We start from the raw sequence: 18,010 nt of genomic DNA on the forward strand, positions 1-18,010 counted from the left end.
AGAACTACCAATTACATAGCTTCCTTTGGCTATTTTAGGGACAGCCGGCTTTTGAGGAGTTGAGGGGAATTTCTGAACGACAGGATTGGTAGTGGAAAGCGATTCTTTTACTGTAGCCAATAATTCGTCAGGATTGATCGGTTTGGTGATGTATTCAAAAGCACCAAGTTTCATTGCTTTAATTGCAATTCGTATATCTGAATAATGGGTGATAAGAATAACTTGGGTGTGAGGATATTTCGATTTTGTCCATTGAAGTAATTCCATCCCGGTACCGTCAGGCAATCGGAAATCAGCGATGATCAAATCAAAGTTATTTGTAGCCATCATTTGCTGTGCATCTTTTACTTTGATGCAGGTCTGAATTGCATAACCATTTTTCTCCAAAAAGGTCTTTACAATTCTAGAATAGGTGAGGTCGTCTTCGACTAATAAAATATGCATAATGCAAAAATCGCGGTTTATAATACAAGTTTAACAAAAAAAGCATCCGGCAGGTGCCCGATGCTTTTAAATTATTAAGGATTAAGCAACTAGTCTATTATTTTTTTTCCTTTTAGATCAATTTTTATATCCAAGGTGTCTTCTGTTTCAATTTTCAAAGTCCCATCAAAATTATGTTTTCCATCAATTAGTATTATTTGAAAAGCTTAGGAGACTGAAATATGTTATAATTTCTCAACTTTTGAGATATCAGGTTGTATCGATTCTGGTAATACTTAATCCTCTTTTCTCATTGTTCTTTCTGAATTTCAATTTCTGAAAGATTTATTTGGACTGACTTTTTTTGAGGCTCTTTTAGCTGTGCCAACAACAAAATTGGATGAAATAAAAAGAATCCTTGCCAAATTAAATATTTGTTTAGGTAATCTAATATTTTCATCAGATTCCGAACTTCTAAATCCTAGAACTAAGTTTTTGAATCTTTAAACCCATTATGCGAACCATGTGCCAAAAGCTGATCAAAGCATTTAAGCTGTTTTGTTGATTAAAGTCAAAATAAATTGTGGGGATAAAGTCCTCAGTTTGTTCTAAAAAAACCTTAAACTAGGTAACAAACCTCGCTATTTCGCTTATTTTGAAGGGTTGTTTGTAAAATGGGGATTCACGAAATTTAAATTTATGTAATCGAACTTTTTTGAAGAAAAATTCTTTTAAAAACTAGTAACTTTGATCCATTAATTAACATTCGCCAGAATCCATGAGTGACGCCATCAAACACGAGTGCGGAATAGCAATGATAAGGCTTCGCAAACCTGTACAATACTATATAGATAAGTACGGAACAGCAGCCTACGCAGCAAATAGACTTTATGTCTTAATGCAAAAGCAAATCAATCGAGGTCAAGATGGTGCTGGAGTGGCCAATATAAAAATCGGGACCGATCCAGGAACACGTTATATTAGCAGGTACCGCTCTGTTGAGCCATCTGCCGTCAATTACATCTTTGACAAAATCACTAAGAAATACAAAAAGGCAAAGAAAATCGGAGGGCATGATGCACTTACAGATGCAGAATGGCTGAAAGAAAATATAGCTTTTACGGGGGAGGTTTGGCTTGGTCACCTTCGTTATGGAACTCACGGCGAAAATAGTATCGAAACCTGTCATCCTTTCCTTAAACAGAATAACTGGAGAAGTAGAAACCTAGTCATGGCAGGAAACTTTAACATGACTAATGTTGAAGAGTTATTTAGTAGACTGGTACAGCTTGGACAGCATCCCAAAGAAAAGACGGATACTGTTACAGTAATGGAAAAAATTGGCCACTTTCTAGATGAGGAAAATCAACGTATTTTCGACAAATACAAGCATCAATATTCAAATGAGCAGATTACGAATGTGATCGAAAATGAGCTTGACTTGGCGAGAATTTTAAGAAGATCCTGTCGAGATTTTGATGGTGGCTATACTATGGCTGGAATGGTTGGAAATGGTTCAGCATTTGTTGTTCGAGATCCTTCAGGGATTCGCCCGGCCTATTATTATGCAGATGATGAGGTGATAGTCGTGGCCTCTGAAAAGCCTGCCATAAAATCAGCCTTTAATATTGATTTCAATTCAATTCAGGAAATCAAGCCAGGGCATGCATTGGTCATCAATAAGGATGGCTCCTATGCAGAGTCAGAAATCCTGCCTGCAAGAGAGAAAAAATCCTGCAGTTTTGAGAGAATCTATTTCTCAAGAGGTACTGATCCGGCAATCTATCAGGAAAGAAAAGATCTTGGGAAAGCATTAATTCCACAGATTTTGAAGGCGATCGATTTTGATCTTAAAAACACGGTCTTTTCTTACATTCCAAATACTGCAGAAACTGCATTTTTGGGAATGATTGAAGGATTAGAAGATTATTTAAGTGCCAAGAGAAGAGAAGTCTTTTTAGATGGAAAGCCTCATATGGGCGAATTGGATGAACTTCTGAATTTTAGGCCAAGAGTTGAAAAATTAGTGAGTAAAGATGTAAAGCTTAGAACCTTTATCACCAATGATGATGACCGTGATACCATGGTTGCAAATGTTTATGATACCACTTACGAAGTCATTAAACCAGGGATAGATTCCTTGGTAGTCATAGATGATAGTATTGTGAGAGGTACAACTTTGGAGAAAAGTATACTAACTACATTAGATAAGTTAAATCCAAAAAGAATAATTATTGTTTCTTCTGCCCCACAGATTAGATTCCCGGATTGTTATGGGATTGATATGTCCAGAATGAAAGAGTTTATAGCTTTCAGAGCTGCTTTGGCACTTTTGAAAGAAAGGGGAATGGAAGATATTTTGGAAAAAATTCATGAATCCTGCCTTAGCCATCCAAATTCCTACGAGAATTTTGTGAAGGAAGTATATAGCCAGTTTACAGATGATGAAATCTCAGTTAAAATAGCGGAGATTGTTTCCGGTGATACAATCAAGGCTGAAGTTCAAGTGATTTTCCAAACAGTAGACAACTTGCATAAGTGTATCCCGAATCATATTGGTGATTGGTATTTTACTGGTAATTATCCAACTACGGGTGGAACAAGAGTTGTAAATAAGTCTTTTGCGAACTTTATGGAAGGAATTACTGTACGAGCATATTAAAAAACATTCAATTTGAAAATAATTAAAGAGGCACAGGGAATATTCCTTGTGCCTTTTCTCTTTTGGAACCTTTTGGAATTATAAATTAGTGCTTTGAAACTAAATAGCTTAAACAATAATGGATATAAACGTATCTCTTTTAAAGGAAATTTGTCAAATCGCAGGAGCACCTGGCTTTGAAAAACGAGTTCGTGACCTTGTAATTGAATTAGTGACTCCTATTTCGGATGAAGTGAAAATCGATAATCTGGGGAATGTGATTGCGATCAAAAAAGGAAAAAGAAATCCGGATGGAAAGCGTGTGATGGTTGCTGCACATATGGATGAAATTGGTTTTATAGTCACGCATATTGATGAAAACGGATTTTTAAGATTCCATACCTTGGGCGGCTTTGATCCTAAAACACTCACCGCTCAACGAGTGATCGTTCACGGCAAAAAGGATTTGGTGGGTGTCATGGGAAGCAAGCCAATTCATGTGATGTCGGCAGAAGAAAAAACAAAACTTCCCAAAACGACAGATTTTTTTATCGACTTGGGTATGACCAAATCTGAAGTAGAAAAATTTGTCACCATTGGTGATCCGGTGACAAGGGATCGTGAATTGATAGAAATGGGAGACTGCGTCAACTGTAAATCAATTGACAACCGGGTTGCAGTTTTTATCCTAATTGAAACTTTGAAGAAACTTAAAAATCCGGCTTATGATGTCTATGCTACTTTCACAGTTCAAGAGGAGGTTGGGATAAGAGGAGCCAACGTTGCAGCCCATGGGATTAATCCGGATTTTGGGATTGCTTTAGATACCACCATTGCATTTGATGTTCCGGGAGCTCAGGCTCATGAAAAAGTTACGGAGTTAGGAAAAGGAACCGCAATAAAGATCATGGATGCCATGACTATATGTGATTATAGGATGGTAGAATTTATGAAACAAACTGCCGATAAAGAAAAAATAACTTGGCAACCAGAAATTTTAACTGCTGGGGGAACTGATACGGCAGGTGTTCAAAGAATGGGGAAACAAGGAGCTATTGCAGGTGCAATATCTATTCCTACAAGACATCTGCATCAAGTGATAGAAATGGCTCATAAACAGGATATTGCTGATTCTATTTCTTTATTGACTGCCTGTTTGGAACAGGTGGACAAGTACGATTGGAAGCACTGAAAAATTGTCAACTATAAAGCCATCCTATCTGGACGGCTTTATAGTTGACATTCCAAGCAGCCTTTAGATTAATTGCTTAAGGGAATCCTTAGGCCTTTTTTTTGCAATTTATTTTAGTATGAATGCAGATACTTTCATACCTAAGAAGATGAGATTGAGGCAAAAAATAAAAGTAGAACCATTTTTAGCCTTTGGAAATAAAGAGGGAATTTTTGTAAAAGGCAGAGTAATTACATCCTACAAGCAAAAAAGACCTATGTCAAGAAATTCTTGGTTTAAGAATATATTGGCAACTATAAGAAGGTATTCTGTAAAATCTATTTCTGATGCCCTTGTTGAAATTCATTTTCATAGCCAAAGATTTGAGGTCAGGACTGATAAAGATGGGGTTTTTGAGAAACAAATTGAGGTAGAAAATCCCTATTTGGATAAGAGTGAATCTGTGAATTTTAAGGTTATAGAGCCACTTGGAAAAAATAAATCTACTTGGGCAAGCAAAAAGGTGTTACGGTTCGAAAGCAGCAATGGGATTATCTCGGATATTGATGACACCATTTTAATTTCTCATTCCACTGATATAGGGAAAAAACTTTGGCTTTCTATCTCCAAGAATGCATATACAAGAAGACCCTTGCCAGGTGTTTCGGATTTTTATCATGAGTTAACCTGCCAGAGGCAAGACCCGATTTTTTATGTATCCAGCAGTGATTGGTCACTTTTTGATTTGATCCGTGATTTTATGCGCTTTAGAAATATCCCGATGGGGCCTACGTTACTAAAAGATAAGCATATCAATCTAAAAAATATTTGGAAGTCGGGAAGTGGAAATCATAATCACAAGTTGGAAAAAATTCATTTCCTTTTTACCCTTTACCCAAAAATGAAGTTTTTTCTAATTGGAGATAGTGGACAGCATGATCCAGAAATCTATGCTCAAATAATAAAAAAATATCCCGGTCGAGTCCATGCTGTCTTTATCCGATTAATCGGCCAATTGGATCCCAAACGGAGGGAAGAAATAGAATCAGAGGTAGGGATGGAGAAATTTTTCTTTGTAGAATCCTCCGAACAGGCTCTGGAATTAGCACGAAAAAATGAATTTATTTAGAGAAGAAAAATGAAAAAAGTCTGTTTATTTATTTTTAATCCTGTCTCCGGGGATTCAACTATTGACAAAGAGGAACTTGATGAAATCGTTAGAGTTAAGCTAGCTCATTTTGAAACAAGTATCTTTGAAACAACTGGTTCTGATGATACTGTTAAAATCAAATCAGAATATGTACGATTAAAGCCTGATTTAGTATTGATCGGAGGAGGAGATGGCACAGTGAAATTGGTAGCAAAGTCATTAATTAATACCAATATCCCGTTTTGTATTGTTCCTTTTGGATCAGCAAATGGCCTTGCTAAATGTCTTGGGATTCATACAGTTGAAGATTCTTGGGAAGCGGTTCGTGATTATGTTGTTCATCCTATTGATGCGATCCGGATTAATGATGAGCTATGTTTACATTTAGCAGATTTCGGCTTCAATGCTAATTTGGTTAAAAATTTTGAAGCAACTGACGGAAGGGGAATGCTCGCTTACATCAAAAGTTCGGTTTCTGAGATATTTACCACTGAATCTAAATCTTTTAAACTGAAAATCGACGGGGAAATGAAGCAAGTGATGGCTAAAATGCTGGTCTTAGCGAATGGTGATCAATACGGGACAGGAGCTTTGATCAATTATAAAGGCAAAATGAACGATGGGAAATTCGAAGTAATTGCCTTAAATCCTGAAAGTGCTAAAGATTATATCCGAATGATTATGGCGATGTTTAGAGGGGACTTAGAGGAGCAAAATTCCTCGATATTTTACCGCTGTGAGTCTTGTGAAATAGAAAATGTAAAGGAAGTTGAATTTCAGATTGATGGAGAGTTAATGGGGAAGCCTCAGTCAATTAATGCAACGATAGAAAAACAGGTCTTTCAATTTATAACTTCCAAAAGATTTTCAAGTTCCCAAAAAAATCTTTCCTAAGCCAATTGTCAAATCAAAGCATTAGAATATCGTAGAATTCTATAACTTCCTTTTTTAATTTCTCAAAATACCATGATTAGAAAAGTCTTTCAATTCGCCATTTTGGTCGGAATCCTATTTTCATGTAGCAGTAATAAAGCAGAAGTAACCGAAGTATTGCACGATGAACCAATGCCGGAATGGATTCAAATGTTTAATGGACAAGATTTAGAAGGTTGGATTCCTAAAATTCACCATCATGAAACAGGTGAAAATTACTTCAATACATTCAGGGCAAAAGATGGGATCATTGAAGTGAACTATGATGATTACAAGGAGGGATTCAATGATCGTTATGGACATTTGTTTTATGAAAAACCTTTTTCGTCTTTTCACATGACTTGGGAGTATAAGTTTACCGATCAATGGTTAAAAGATGCTGCCAGTTACACGTATAGGAATAGTGGGGTAATGTTTCATTCTCAAGCTCCAAATACTATTTTGAAAGAGCAAGATTGGCCTATTTCGGTAGAATGGCAAATGCTTGCAGAGGAAAAAGAAGGCGTTGCTAGACCTACAGGAAATATGTGTTCGCCGGGAACTGATGTGGTATATGATGGAAAAATTGATCCAAGGCATTGTATTAATTCTTCTTCACCGACCTTTAAATGGGATGAATGGGTGAGAGCAGACTTGATTGTATTTGGGGATTCTATCGTGCATCATTTGGTAAACGGTGATACTGTTTTGACTTATTTTCTACCTCAGATAGGTGGAGGAGTAGCCAATCGTTTTGATCCTGCTATTAAAGTAGATGGAAAGGCTTTAACCTCGGGTTATATAGGGTTACAGAGTGAAGGTCAGGGAGTTTTGTTCCGAGATTTGAGAATAAAAGAACTTTAAGTTTGTATTATCCCTTTGGATTTGATTTTTCTAAGTAAATTAAATGGTATAAATATTTTTAACATTTAATCTACATTTTAATGGAATCAAAAAATGGTTTTTTAAAGATGACCATGGCTGAATTTGGACCTTGGCTCTTGTCTCAAAGAATTGCAAGGACAGTTCTCTCAGTTCAGCAACATCATACTTGGACACCAAGTTACGTACATTTTAGTGGTAATAATCATTTTGAGCGTCAAGCTGCAATGAAGAATTATCATGTTCGAAATAATGGGTGGCAAGATATTGGACAGCATTTTACGACTTTTCCTGACGGTACAATTTTAACGGGAAGAAGCTTGGAGGCACCTCCTGCTTGTATTAAGGGTGCCAATAGAGATTCAATCTGTATTGAACATTTAGGGAATTTTGATAGAGATGGAGATACAATGACTAATGATCACAGGGAAACTATCGTCAAAATGACTGCAGCTATTTGTGATAAATTTAGGTTACCACTAAATAGTTTTAGTATCATTTATCATCATTGGTTTAATCTTGATACTGGAAAAAGGAATAATGGTACTGGAGGAAACAAATCCTGCCCAGGAACAAATTTCTTTGGAGGAAATAAAGTGGATGATTTTAATTCATTCTTCCTGCCTTTGGTGGCTCAACATGTACAAGGATCAGTTGGTACTTTAGCGCCTCCAGTTAATATTCAAAGATATGTTTCGGTTACGGCATCTTTACTAAATGTGAGAGAAGCACCAAATGGTACAGCTCCCTTGGTTTCGGGAAGAGAAGCTGTTCAATTGGGCTCGATTTTGAGAATTTATGATGAATCAAATGGGTGGCTGAAAATTTCCAATAGCCAGTCTCATTGGGTTTATGGAAGGTACACAACCGACGTAAAAAGAGCCACTGTGAATGCCAATGTACTTAGGGTAAGAAGTGGGCCTGGAACTAATTTTTCAATCGTAGATAATCTCATGAAATCAGAAGAAGTTTTTATTTCTGAAGAGCAAAATGGTTGGTGTAAAATAGCTTTGGAGGAGAAATGGCTAAGTAAAGATTACTTAGACTTTTCGTAAAAAAGTTTAAACTAAAAAAACCGAAGACCCCAGAAGTTTTCGGTTTTTTTGTGTTATCAAATCCTTTAAGCTTAGCCAAGCTTTTTAAGGCTTTCTTCCAGTGCCTTAATTTTACCTTCTGCATCTGCTAACTTTTTTCTCTCCATTTCTATCACCTTCTCAGGAGCGCCATTTACAAAACGTTCATTACTCAACTTTTTCATCACCGAGTTCAAAAATCCTTTTGTGTAGTCCAGTTCCTTCTGAATATTGGCTTTTTCCTCCTCCAGATTAATAGAATCACCCATTGGGATAAAGCATTCGTCTGATTTGACTACAAAACTGATTGCATTTTCAACTTTATCTCCAAAGTTTAGTGATGATAGATTAGCTAGTTTAGTGAGCACAGATTCAAACCGCTTGTACAAATTGCTTTGAGAAGTTTTAATGGTCAAATCCAAAGTTTCTTTAGGAGACATTCCCTTAGATGCTCTCAAATTTCTCACCTGAGAAACCACTTCAAAAACCTGATTTGCTTCATCAATGATCTGGAATTCGAATTTCTTTTCTACTGGCCATGAAGCTAAAATCAAGGATTCTTCTACTGATCTTTCCTTGATCTGATGCCATAATTCTTCAGAAATAAAGGGCATGAAAGGATGCAAAATCTTCAAGATATCTTCAAAAAGAGCAATTGTTTTATCATAAGTTTCCTGATCGATCGGATGCTGATACTCCGGCTTGATCATCTCCAAATACCAGGAACAGAAATCTCCCCAAACTAATTTATAGGTTGTCATCAAAGCATCTGAAATTCTGAATTTTTCAAAATGCTCATTGATTTCTACTAAAGCTTGATTGAATCGGTTTTCAAACCATTCAATACTTGATTCATTCGAAGTGCCATCTAGACTAGGATCAATTTCCCATCCCTTCACCAAACGAAAGGCATTCCATATTTTGTTGGCAAAGTTTCTTCCTTGCTCTACCAATTTATCATCATAGGGTAAATCATTTCCGGCAGGTGAAGAGAACAACATTCCTGTCCTGACGCCATCAGCTCCATTTTGAGCAATTAGTTCTAAAGGGTCTGGAGAATTGCCTAAAGACTTGGACATTTTTCTACCTAATTTATCGCGAACGATTCCCGTCAGATATACATTTTTGAAAGGTCTTTCACCCATGTATTCGTAGCCTGCAATGATCATTCGTGCAACCCAGAAAAACAGAATTTCCGGAGCGGTTACCAAGTCATTGGTAGGGTAGTAGTATTTCAATTCTTCATTCGGTTTTCCAGTAGAGAAAACCTCAGGATCAAAAACCGAAATTGGCCATAGCCAAGAACTAAACCAAGTGTCTAATACATCTTCGTCTTGCTTTAAATCGGTAGCAGTAAACTTGCCTCCAAACTGTTCATTGGCTATTTTGAGAGCTTCTTCGGTAGTTTTGGCAACAACAAATTCCCCATTTGGCAAGTGATATGCCGGAATTCTATGTCCCCACCAAAGTTGGCGGGAAATACACCAATCACGTACATTTTCCATCCAAGAACGATACATATTCTTGAATTTGGGAGGGTATAGCTGGATCACATCATCCATTACCGAACTAAGCGCCGGCTTGGTGATTTCATCCATTTTCAAGAACCATTGTAAAGAAAGTTTTGGTTCTATCACTGCATCTGTTCTTTCAGAATGTCCGACGTTGGATTTGTAGTCCTCGATTTTTTCTAGTTGATCGATCTCTTTCAACTTCTTGCCAATCATTTTCCTGGCCACAAAACGATCTTCACCAATTAGAATCTGAGCTTTTTCATTAAGGGTTCCATCATCATTCAAGATGTCGATTACTTCCAACTTATGCTTCAATCCCAGTTCATAGTCATTGATATCATGTGCAGGAGTTACTTTCAGGCAGCCCGTACCAAATTCCATATCCACATATTCATCTTCAATGATCGGAATAGCACGATTGATTAAAGGCACAATGGCTTTTTTCCCTTTAAGGTGGGCGAATCTTGGATCGTTTGGATTAATACAAATCGCTGAATCGGCCATGATAGTTTCTGGTCGGGTAGTGGCAATTGTCAGAAATTCCTTGTCAGTACCTTCGATCTGGTATTTGATATAGTAAAGCTTTGAGGCGATTTCCTTGGTAATTACTTCATCATCAGAAAGAGCTGTTCTTCCCTTTGGATCCCAGTTGACCATTCTGATACCCCGGTAGATTTTCCCCTTTTTATGTAAATCCACGAATACTGTAATCACTGCATCACTCAGACCTTCATCCATAGTAAAGGCAGTTCGATCCCAGTCGCAGGAAGCTCCCAGCTTTTTCAATTGCTCTAGGATAATCCCTCCATACTTTTCTTTCCACTCCCATGCATGTTCGAGAAATTTCTCACGTGTAAGAGACTTTTTGTCAATCCCTTGCTCTTTTAATAAGTTCACCACTTTGGTCTCTGTGGCTATGGAAGCATGGTCAGTTCCAGGTACCCAGCAGGCATTTTTACCCTGCATCCGAGCTCGACGGATCAATACATCCTGAATGGTATTGTTCAGCATATGTCCCATGTGCAAGACCCCTGTGACGTTTGGTGGAGGGATTACGATGGTATAGGGCTCTTTATTCGGATCAACTTTCGAAGAAAAAAGCTTGTGCTCCATCCAGTAAGCATACCATTTTGCTTCGGTTGAGGCTGGATCGTATTTGCTGGCAATAGACATATTCGGGAAATTAATTGAGGGGCAAAAATAGGGAAAAACCCAATTTTAGAGGCATGATTCTAGGATCAATTGCAGAATAATAGGTTTTTAATCGAAAGGGTTACAAAGGTTAAAGCAGAGTATCCGGTTTTTAGCTGAAGAAGGCTTTTTAGAATCAAGATCAAAGAAGTTAGTTTATCTTGTTCTTTTCGGGATTTGCAATACCAAAATCAAACATTGATCACTGTTAAGCCCTCTTAGTTCAGTTTAATTAATATTTTATCTCAATTACTTCAAAGACTTTGTCTTCTTTAGCCAATTTTAGGATTGCTTTTTCTCCTACTTTCTTACCGATCAAAATCATGGCAATGGGGGACATAAAGGAGATTCTGTTTTTTTTGATATTTGCTTCATCCACCCCTACAATTTGGTAACTCTGAGACTTGGAGCTTTTCCCTAATTTGAGAGTTACGGTGGCTCCAAATCGGATTTCATTTTTGGGCTGTTCGCTAAGTTCTACAATTTTTGCGGTAGCGATTCGCTCTTCCAACAAACGGATTTTTGCATTGATAAAATTAGAGGTGATGCGTTTTTCCTGTTCAGTGGCGGCTTTTATCGCTCCTTTTTCATCAATCAGCGCTTGTTTTTCAGCAAGCAATTGATCCATTCCGGTTTTGGTGACATAATTAGTAAGTCCATTTGGTATTTCCGGTCTTGGTGGTACAAGAGGCGTTTCTTCCTGATCTTCTTCTTTTACAAATCCTCTACTCATGGTTTCATCTCATTAACGTATATCCCAAAAAGGCCAAGAAAGGCAATTAAGTTTCATGAAATTGAAATGAAATGATTTCAATAAAAAAATGGGTATTCGTATTTAATTTCTTTCAAGCTTAAAAGATCTGACCTAGAAATCAAATATCCCGATCATTCAAAACAAGCAGAAAAGCCAGGACGATCTTTTGGAGGTTTTTCATTTGATGCAGTTTTTATTTCTATCCAATTTACTAAAGAGTTCTTTCTGATGGAATGAAAAATGATAATTGGTTAAATTAATTGAAGTTTAGATGATAGGTCTCAAGAACCAAAAGGCCAAAGACTTATGGGGTAATTGAGAAAATGAAATCTTTGACTATATCATTTAACACTTTTCATTTAATGTATAAACCCTAAATTTACGATCTGAAAGATTTTTACACATGAGCGATAGCATAACCAACACCTTGAGTACTTGGGTGGAAGTTCCCAAAAATTCTGATTTCACTATTTACAATCTTCCTTTCGGAGTTTTCAAAAATAAAAGGTTGAGTCCACGTACAGGAATTGCAATTGGAGATAAAATTGTAGATCTAAGCATTTTGGATCAGGAGGGTTTTTTTTCTGACCTTTTTCTTCCAGAAGGAATTTTCTTGAAAGAATCTCTAAATGAATTGATTTCTTTAGGAAAAGTACAGACTAAGAAAATCCGTGAACGAGTTCAGGATTTATTATTGGAGAATAATGAGAAGTTAAGAGACCATTCTGTTAGAGGTAAGGTTATGGTAAACAGGAAAGAAGCTGAAATGCTTTTGCCTGTTAAAATTGGGGATTACACGGATTTCTACAGCAGTATAGAGCATGCCACAAACGTGGGAAAGATGTTTCGAGATCCAGAAAATGCCTTGCTTCCGAACTGGAAGCATTTGCCTGTTGGTTATCATGGCCGTGCATCCAGCATCATTCCTTCAGGGGTTCCAATTTATAGACCAAAAGGTCAATTTAAATCTCCTGACATGGAGTCTCCTGGTTTTGGCCCTTCAAAAAAAATGGACTTTGAATTGGAGCTAGCTTTTATCACCGGCAAATCAACCAAGTTAGGGGATTCAGTGAGTACTGGCGATGCAGAAGATTATATTTTCGGTTTTACTTTATTCAATGACTGGTCAGCGAGAGATATTCAAGCCTGGGAATATGTGCCTTTAGGTCCATTTCTAGGTAAAAGTTTTGCATCATCCATGTCACCGTGGGTAGTTACTCTGGAAGCTTTTGAACACTTTAGAGTGGAAAGTCCAAAGCAGGATCCTGAGGTTTTGCCTTATTTGAAATGTGAAAAGCCTCATAGTTTTGATATTAATCTTGAGGTCCAAATACAGCCGGATGGAAAGAAAGCTACAAAGGTATGTGCATCGAATTTTAAGACGATGTACTGGAATATTGCTCAACAATTGGCACATCACACGGTAAATGGATGTAATGTAAATGTGGGCGATTTAATGGCTTCTGGAACTATCTCTGGGGAAACAGAAGATTCGTATGGATCAATGTTGGAACTTTCCTGGAATGGAAAAAAAACTGTCAAACTGGAATCCGGAGAAGAAAGAACTTTTTTGGAAGATGGTGATACAGTAATTATGAAAGGATATGCTGAAAAAGATGGTATTAGAGTTGGTTTTGGTGAAGTAAGAACCAAATTGCTTCCTTCGAAGTAAAATTTACACGGAATAATATAATATGGGCTTCTGATAGTGATATCAGAAGCCCTTTTGTTTCCAATTATTATTTTTTTTGCCTAATAATTATTACTTTATAAGTAGTTGAATCTCATTAACTTGTAAATAGGTTATTGATTGTATTTCGGTTCCCTGTAAAGGGATTGTTTTTACTTGTTCTCCATTTTTTTAGGAGGATTTTATTCCATCTAGTTTCAACTTTTACAAAACAAAACAGTCATGGCAAAAATTAGAAAGCTTTCTATTACTACTCCATTGTTATTTGCTTTCCCACTGAAAAGTGAATGGGCGGTAACTCCTATTGATCCTTCAGCTCCCATAAATTCGGGAGGTTGGGAGGATGCTGGGCAACTGAAATTTTCACGAGGGTATGTAATGGCAAAAAACGATGCTAACTTCCTGTATTTAGCATTGGATGTTTTAGAAGATACAGGAAATGATCATGGAACAAATGATTATTTCTGGCTCAGTTTCGATCATAACCGGGATCGGGCAATTACCAGTAATGTGGATGTCAATTATGGCCTTTATCAAAATCAGCCAAATAAATTAGGTCTTCAAAAGTATCTAGGGCCAGGTCAGTGGACAGGAATATCTGTTCCACCAAAATCTCAGGTTGTTCAAGAATTTGGACAAAGTCCCAATTCAGATGTAAGTCATAGAATTTGGAAGTTTAAAATCGAACTGAAAGAGATCAATGTTTCGCTTTCATGGCCATTAAGTACTCCATATACTTATTTTGGTTTCAGAGTTAGATCAAGCAACCCTGCATTCACGACTGATTTCCCAGGTAATTTTTATAAAGACTTTACAAAGCTTAGACAACTTATATTATCCAGAAAACCTACAATTCCTTCAAGCTCTTTAGGGGAATTAATTGGAAGTATCGGGTTAATCCCAGCTGGGAAAAATTCGGCAAATCAAGATATTATCAACCAATCTACCGGTAGAGCGACAACGGATCCTGGATATTATGTACATGTAGAAAATGCTGCTTTTGGGGGTACCCTTAATCTGATTGGGAATAGGACAAAACTTCAGCAGCTTTGGTCAGCTAACAATCGAAAATATAAGGTTGAAATAGCTCCTCCCGGTGGCTCCTATACTAAATTGATAAGTAATTGGTCAAATTACCGATGGACAGGAAGTACTTATACTTTACAGTCCTTTGCCCCTTCAACCTACGGTTATTACCAAATGACAAATCCAGGAATAGATTATTCTATCGACGATCTTTTGATTCAGTTTCCTACCACAGCACTTCTTCCAGGTTTATATAAAATCAAAGTGACGTTTTATGTAGGAAGCAGCTATTCCAATATAGCTAGCGAACAAGAGTTAAAAATCTATATCGATAATCATGTCCCTGCCACTAATATTGAAAGTGTAAAACATGGTAGCAGCGAGGTCTCTGCCTGCGCGATTGAAACTATCGGTGCTGCTCCCGATGGTTTGAATTTCAGAATCACAGCAAATGATCCGGAAGGAAATCTAAGAGGTGTATCCTTTTACGCAACTTATGGTGCAGGTTTAGCAACCACCATCTATTCTGAAGGGTATTCTTTGTCAAAAGGAAACTGGACTGGATTTACGAATAAATTAATACCCGTTTCAGGAAATTGGAGGCCACCTCAATCTTGTGCCTATAGCTTTATTTTAGTGGCAACAGCAAGAACCACCAATGGTTACTCTTACATAGGTAAGAATACGATTCATAGGAATTTAACCTTGCTTTTGTAGTCACCAATTAAATTGAAAAAGCCAACTCTCGAGTTGGCTTTTTCATTATGGTCTATTTGTTTTTTATTTATTGGAATCCAATACTTCCCAAGCCTGTATGGCTGATTTTAATCGCTTCTAAAGGATCTAATCCAAAAGTATTGTCTTGCTCTACCAAATAGAACTCCATTCCGGATTTTGCCTTTTCATTTAGAATTCTCTGGAAGTCAATGCTACCTGTACCCACAGGGGCAAAGTTGCCTTCTCCATTCATGTCTTTCACATGCCAAGCCTTAAATCTCCCTGGATACTTTTCGAAGTAAGCCAATGGATCCACTCCGGCTTTTGTTACCCAAAAAAGGTCCATTTGAAAATTAACAAATTCAGGATTACATTTTTCAAGAAGCAAATCTTCAATTATAGTTCCGTCAGCCATTGCTTTAAATTCAAAGTCATGGTTATGATAAAGTAATTTTAAACCTGCAGCAGCACATTTCTCTCCTAAAGTATCTAGAATCTCTACCAAGTCATCTGCAGTACCTTTCATTCCCATTCCATCAGGTCCAAAAGTGAACATTCCCATCGGTGGAACAGGAATTACAAAATATTCAATACCTGCCGCCTTTACATCAGCAATTAACTGATCAGCATTTTCCATGTTGACCATACCCATATGAGCACTTTTAGCAGTTAACCCAAGAGATTCCAAATAGGATTTGAATTCTGTAGGAGTCATTCCATAGAATTTCCCATCTCTATAATCAGCCGCTTCTACGTAAGCATAACCAGCATCAGCTACAGCCTGAAGGGTCGCTTTTGGGTTGCTAGACATAGAATCACGCACTGTGTATAAAGCAAGTCCACCAAAACTAGTTGGCTCAGCTACTACTGGCTCCATGGTATCCGTACTTTCTTCCGAGTCTGTCTTGGAGCTGCAGGAGGTAAAACCAATTGCAGCAACCAGCAACAATGATAAACTTAATTTGAAATATTTTTTCATAAGGGTTGTTTTAAGGGCTGCAAGATAGCCATTTCATATAAATTTTGAAGGCTTGAAGAAAGAATGTCTATTTAGGACTTTAGAAGAAACTTGGCGATTATTTAAACAAAAATGCTGTGCATCGTTTGTAATAATACAACCAACTATAAATTTTAAAATGCCTTTTACAGTTAAGATATTAGATATCAAGCCACTAACACATGATGTAAAACAATTCAAAGTTGAAAAACCAAAAGACTACACTTTTACACCTGGACAAGCAACTGAAGTATCTATCAATAAAAAAGATTGGAAAGAGGAGAAACGACCTTTTACTTTTACTTCCTTGCCAAAAGATGACCATTTGGAATTTGTGATTAAATCCTACAAAGACCATGATGGAGTTACCAAAGAAATCGATCACTTGGATGTGGGAGATGAATTCATTCTGGATGATTCTTGGGGAGCTATTCAATTCAAAGGAAAAGGGGTTTTTATCGCCGGAGGGGCAGGAATTACTCCTTTTATTGCCATTTTTAAAGATTTAAAAGACCAAGGTAAATTGGAAGGAAATCGTCTCTTTTTTGCCAATAAAACAAAAGAGGATGTGATCCTAGAAAGTCATTTCAAAGATATTTTAGGAGATAATTTCATCTCAATTCTTGATGGAGAAAAGGTTGAAGGACATGAATATGGGAGAGTGGATGAAAAGTTCTTGAAAGATCATGTAAAAGACTTTTCTCAGCATTTTTATGTATGTGGCCCAGACCCAATGATAAAAGCAGTGAGCAATTCTTTAGAAAAACTTGGCGCAAAACCCGATGCTATTACTTTTGAGGAGTAATGTTTTATTAAAGAGGAGCAAATGTTTTATTAAAACCAGTTTCTGAAATCATTAACATGCGATTAACTCTACTTTTCGACAACGGCAAATAATAATTGCTGGATTTTAGCATCGTTTGTTGGGTCTAAAGTGAAATAGATCAAAATGTCTTTTTCATCGCCATGTAACCGAAAAGTCCCTCTGAGTTGATTTTGAGGAGATAATTCAGAAATAGAATTGATTTCACCGACCTCATCCAGAGCTTTAGTAATTTCTTTAATTCGATGGTTTCTACTTTGATCCAAAAAGAAGTTCTCGGAGAAAATATCTTCTTTTAGGGAATTTGCTCCAAGAATAAAAGATTTCTCAACTTGTTTTTTTCTGGATTCCAAAAGAGGTGACACGGGTAATTGCCTTGGCTGAAGATCAAGTTTATCAAAAAGTAATTGTTGAATCTTCTGCAATGGCCAAGGCGTGGTATAAGTCAAATTGCAGAAAGCCATTATCCCTATTCCATACTCTGGGTAAAAGACATAATTACTTCCAAAACCAGGAAGGGCACCACCATGGGAAACCCACTTTTGTCCTTCACAATTTTCATAAATCCCCAAGCCAAATCCATATCCAGCCATCACAGCACATGGCTCATCATTGTAGCTTTTAGCATTGCTGTTCAGCCTAGGAAATTGAGGAGTTTGCATTTCACGCAATGAACTTCTTTTCAATGGAGGTTTCTCCTCTTCATTTCTAGGTGGCCAAGCCGAAAGATGAAAACTGACATAGTTGCTGAAATCTTCTATCGTGGTAATTAAACCGCCCATTGAACCGAAAGAACCATCGTGCAGCATGGGTTCCAACTTCCATTCTTCATCCTCCCATCGATAACCAATTGCAAGTTGCCCAGTAGGCACATTATCCACTTCCCAGTAGGTGCTGTTCATCCCGAGAGGTGTGAGAATTTCTTCCTTTATGTACTCCTGAAATGGTTTCCCAGATACCTGAGATACAATATATCCCAACATTGCATAGCCAGTGTTGCTATATTCGTACTCAAAAGAGGGGACATTGGAAAACGAAATTCCTTC

General features: G+C 37.2%; 14 protein-coding genes. 9 read left to right on the forward strand and 5 right to left on the reverse strand.

Annotated features, from left to right (window positions below; all coding sequences use genetic code 11):
* Positions 1–444, reverse strand: a 444-nt coding sequence (locus Q0L68_RS06930) for a response regulator (protein WP_296701115.1), incomplete at its 3' end; no start/stop codon positions are given.
* A gap of 757 nt (positions 445–1,201) precedes the next feature.
* Between Q0L68_RS06930 and Q0L68_RS06935 the strand changes: the two genes are divergently transcribed.
* From Q0L68_RS06935 to Q0L68_RS06960, 6 genes are all read left to right on the forward strand, one after another.
* Positions 1,202–3,085, forward strand: a complete 1,884-nt coding sequence (locus tag Q0L68_RS06935; RefSeq protein ID WP_296701116.1) for an amidophosphoribosyltransferase — start codon at positions 1,202–1,204, stop codon at positions 3,083–3,085.
* Positions 3,086–3,203: 118 nt separating this feature from the next.
* Positions 3,204–4,256 (forward strand): M42 family metallopeptidase, encoded by a 1,053-nt coding sequence (locus Q0L68_RS06940; protein WP_296701119.1) that lies wholly within the window; start codon positions 3,204–3,206, stop codon positions 4,254–4,256.
* A gap of 118 nt (positions 4,257–4,374) precedes the next feature.
* Entirely contained in the window at positions 4,375–5,364 is a 990-nt protein-coding gene (locus Q0L68_RS06945) for an App1 family protein (protein WP_296701121.1), read from the forward strand.
* Between the two features lie 9 nt (positions 5,365–5,373).
* Positions 5,374–6,279 carry a diacylglycerol kinase family protein gene (locus Q0L68_RS06950; protein ID WP_296701123.1) on the forward strand — a complete coding sequence of 302 codons (906 nt, stop codon included), beginning with the start codon at positions 5,374–5,376 and terminating at the stop codon, positions 6,277–6,279.
* A 72-nt stretch (positions 6,280–6,351) separates the two neighbouring features.
* Positions 6,352–7,161, forward strand: coding sequence for a DUF1080 domain-containing protein (locus Q0L68_RS06955; RefSeq protein ID WP_296701124.1), 810 nt, complete (start codon positions 6,352–6,354; stop codon positions 7,159–7,161).
* A gap of 80 nt (positions 7,162–7,241) precedes the next feature.
* Complete coding sequence (locus tag Q0L68_RS06960; protein ID WP_296701126.1) at positions 7,242–8,234, forward strand: SH3 domain-containing protein; 993 nt, start codon at positions 7,242–7,244, stop codon at positions 8,232–8,234.
* Between the two features lie 71 nt (positions 8,235–8,305).
* Here Q0L68_RS06960 and Q0L68_RS06965 read toward each other — a convergent pair whose 3' ends face one another.
* Entirely contained in the window at positions 8,306–10,939 is a 2,634-nt protein-coding gene (locus tag Q0L68_RS06965) for a valine--tRNA ligase (protein ID WP_296701127.1), read from the reverse strand.
* 250 nt (positions 10,940–11,189) lie between these two features.
* Positions 11,190–11,690, reverse strand: coding sequence for a GreA/GreB family elongation factor (locus Q0L68_RS06970; protein WP_296701129.1), 501 nt, complete (start codon positions 11,688–11,690; stop codon positions 11,190–11,192).
* Between the two features lie 424 nt (positions 11,691–12,114).
* Here Q0L68_RS06970 and fahA point away from each other — a divergent pair, with 424 nt between their 5' ends.
* Together fahA and Q0L68_RS06980 are read left to right on the forward strand one after the other, a co-directional pair.
* Positions 12,115–13,383, forward strand: a complete 1,269-nt coding sequence (fahA, locus tag Q0L68_RS06975; RefSeq protein ID WP_296701131.1) for a fumarylacetoacetase — start codon at positions 12,115–12,117, stop codon at positions 13,381–13,383.
* 240 nt (positions 13,384–13,623) lie between these two features.
* A complete protein-coding gene (locus Q0L68_RS06980; protein ID WP_296701133.1) occupies positions 13,624–15,144 on the forward strand; it encodes a hypothetical protein in 1,521 nt (506 codons plus the stop codon).
* Positions 15,145–15,211: 67 nt separating this feature from the next.
* Here Q0L68_RS06980 and Q0L68_RS06985 read toward each other — a convergent pair whose 3' ends face one another.
* A complete protein-coding gene (locus tag Q0L68_RS06985) occupies positions 15,212–16,123 on the reverse strand; it encodes a sugar phosphate isomerase/epimerase (RefSeq protein ID WP_296701135.1) in 912 nt (303 codons plus the stop codon).
* Positions 16,124–16,280: 157 nt separating this feature from the next.
* Here Q0L68_RS06985 and Q0L68_RS06990 point away from each other — a divergent pair, with 157 nt between their 5' ends.
* Complete coding sequence (locus tag Q0L68_RS06990; protein WP_296701137.1) at positions 16,281–16,946, forward strand: FAD-binding oxidoreductase; 666 nt, start codon at positions 16,281–16,283, stop codon at positions 16,944–16,946.
* 68 nt (positions 16,947–17,014) lie between these two features.
* Here Q0L68_RS06990 and Q0L68_RS06995 read toward each other — a convergent pair.
* Positions 17,015–18,010: serine hydrolase (locus tag Q0L68_RS06995; RefSeq protein WP_296701139.1), on the reverse strand; the 996-nt coding region annotated here is incomplete at its 5' end.

The organism is Algoriphagus sp. (genome assembly GCF_024642405.1).
Lineage (GTDB): Bacteria > Bacteroidota > Bacteroidia > Cytophagales > Cyclobacteriaceae > Algoriphagus.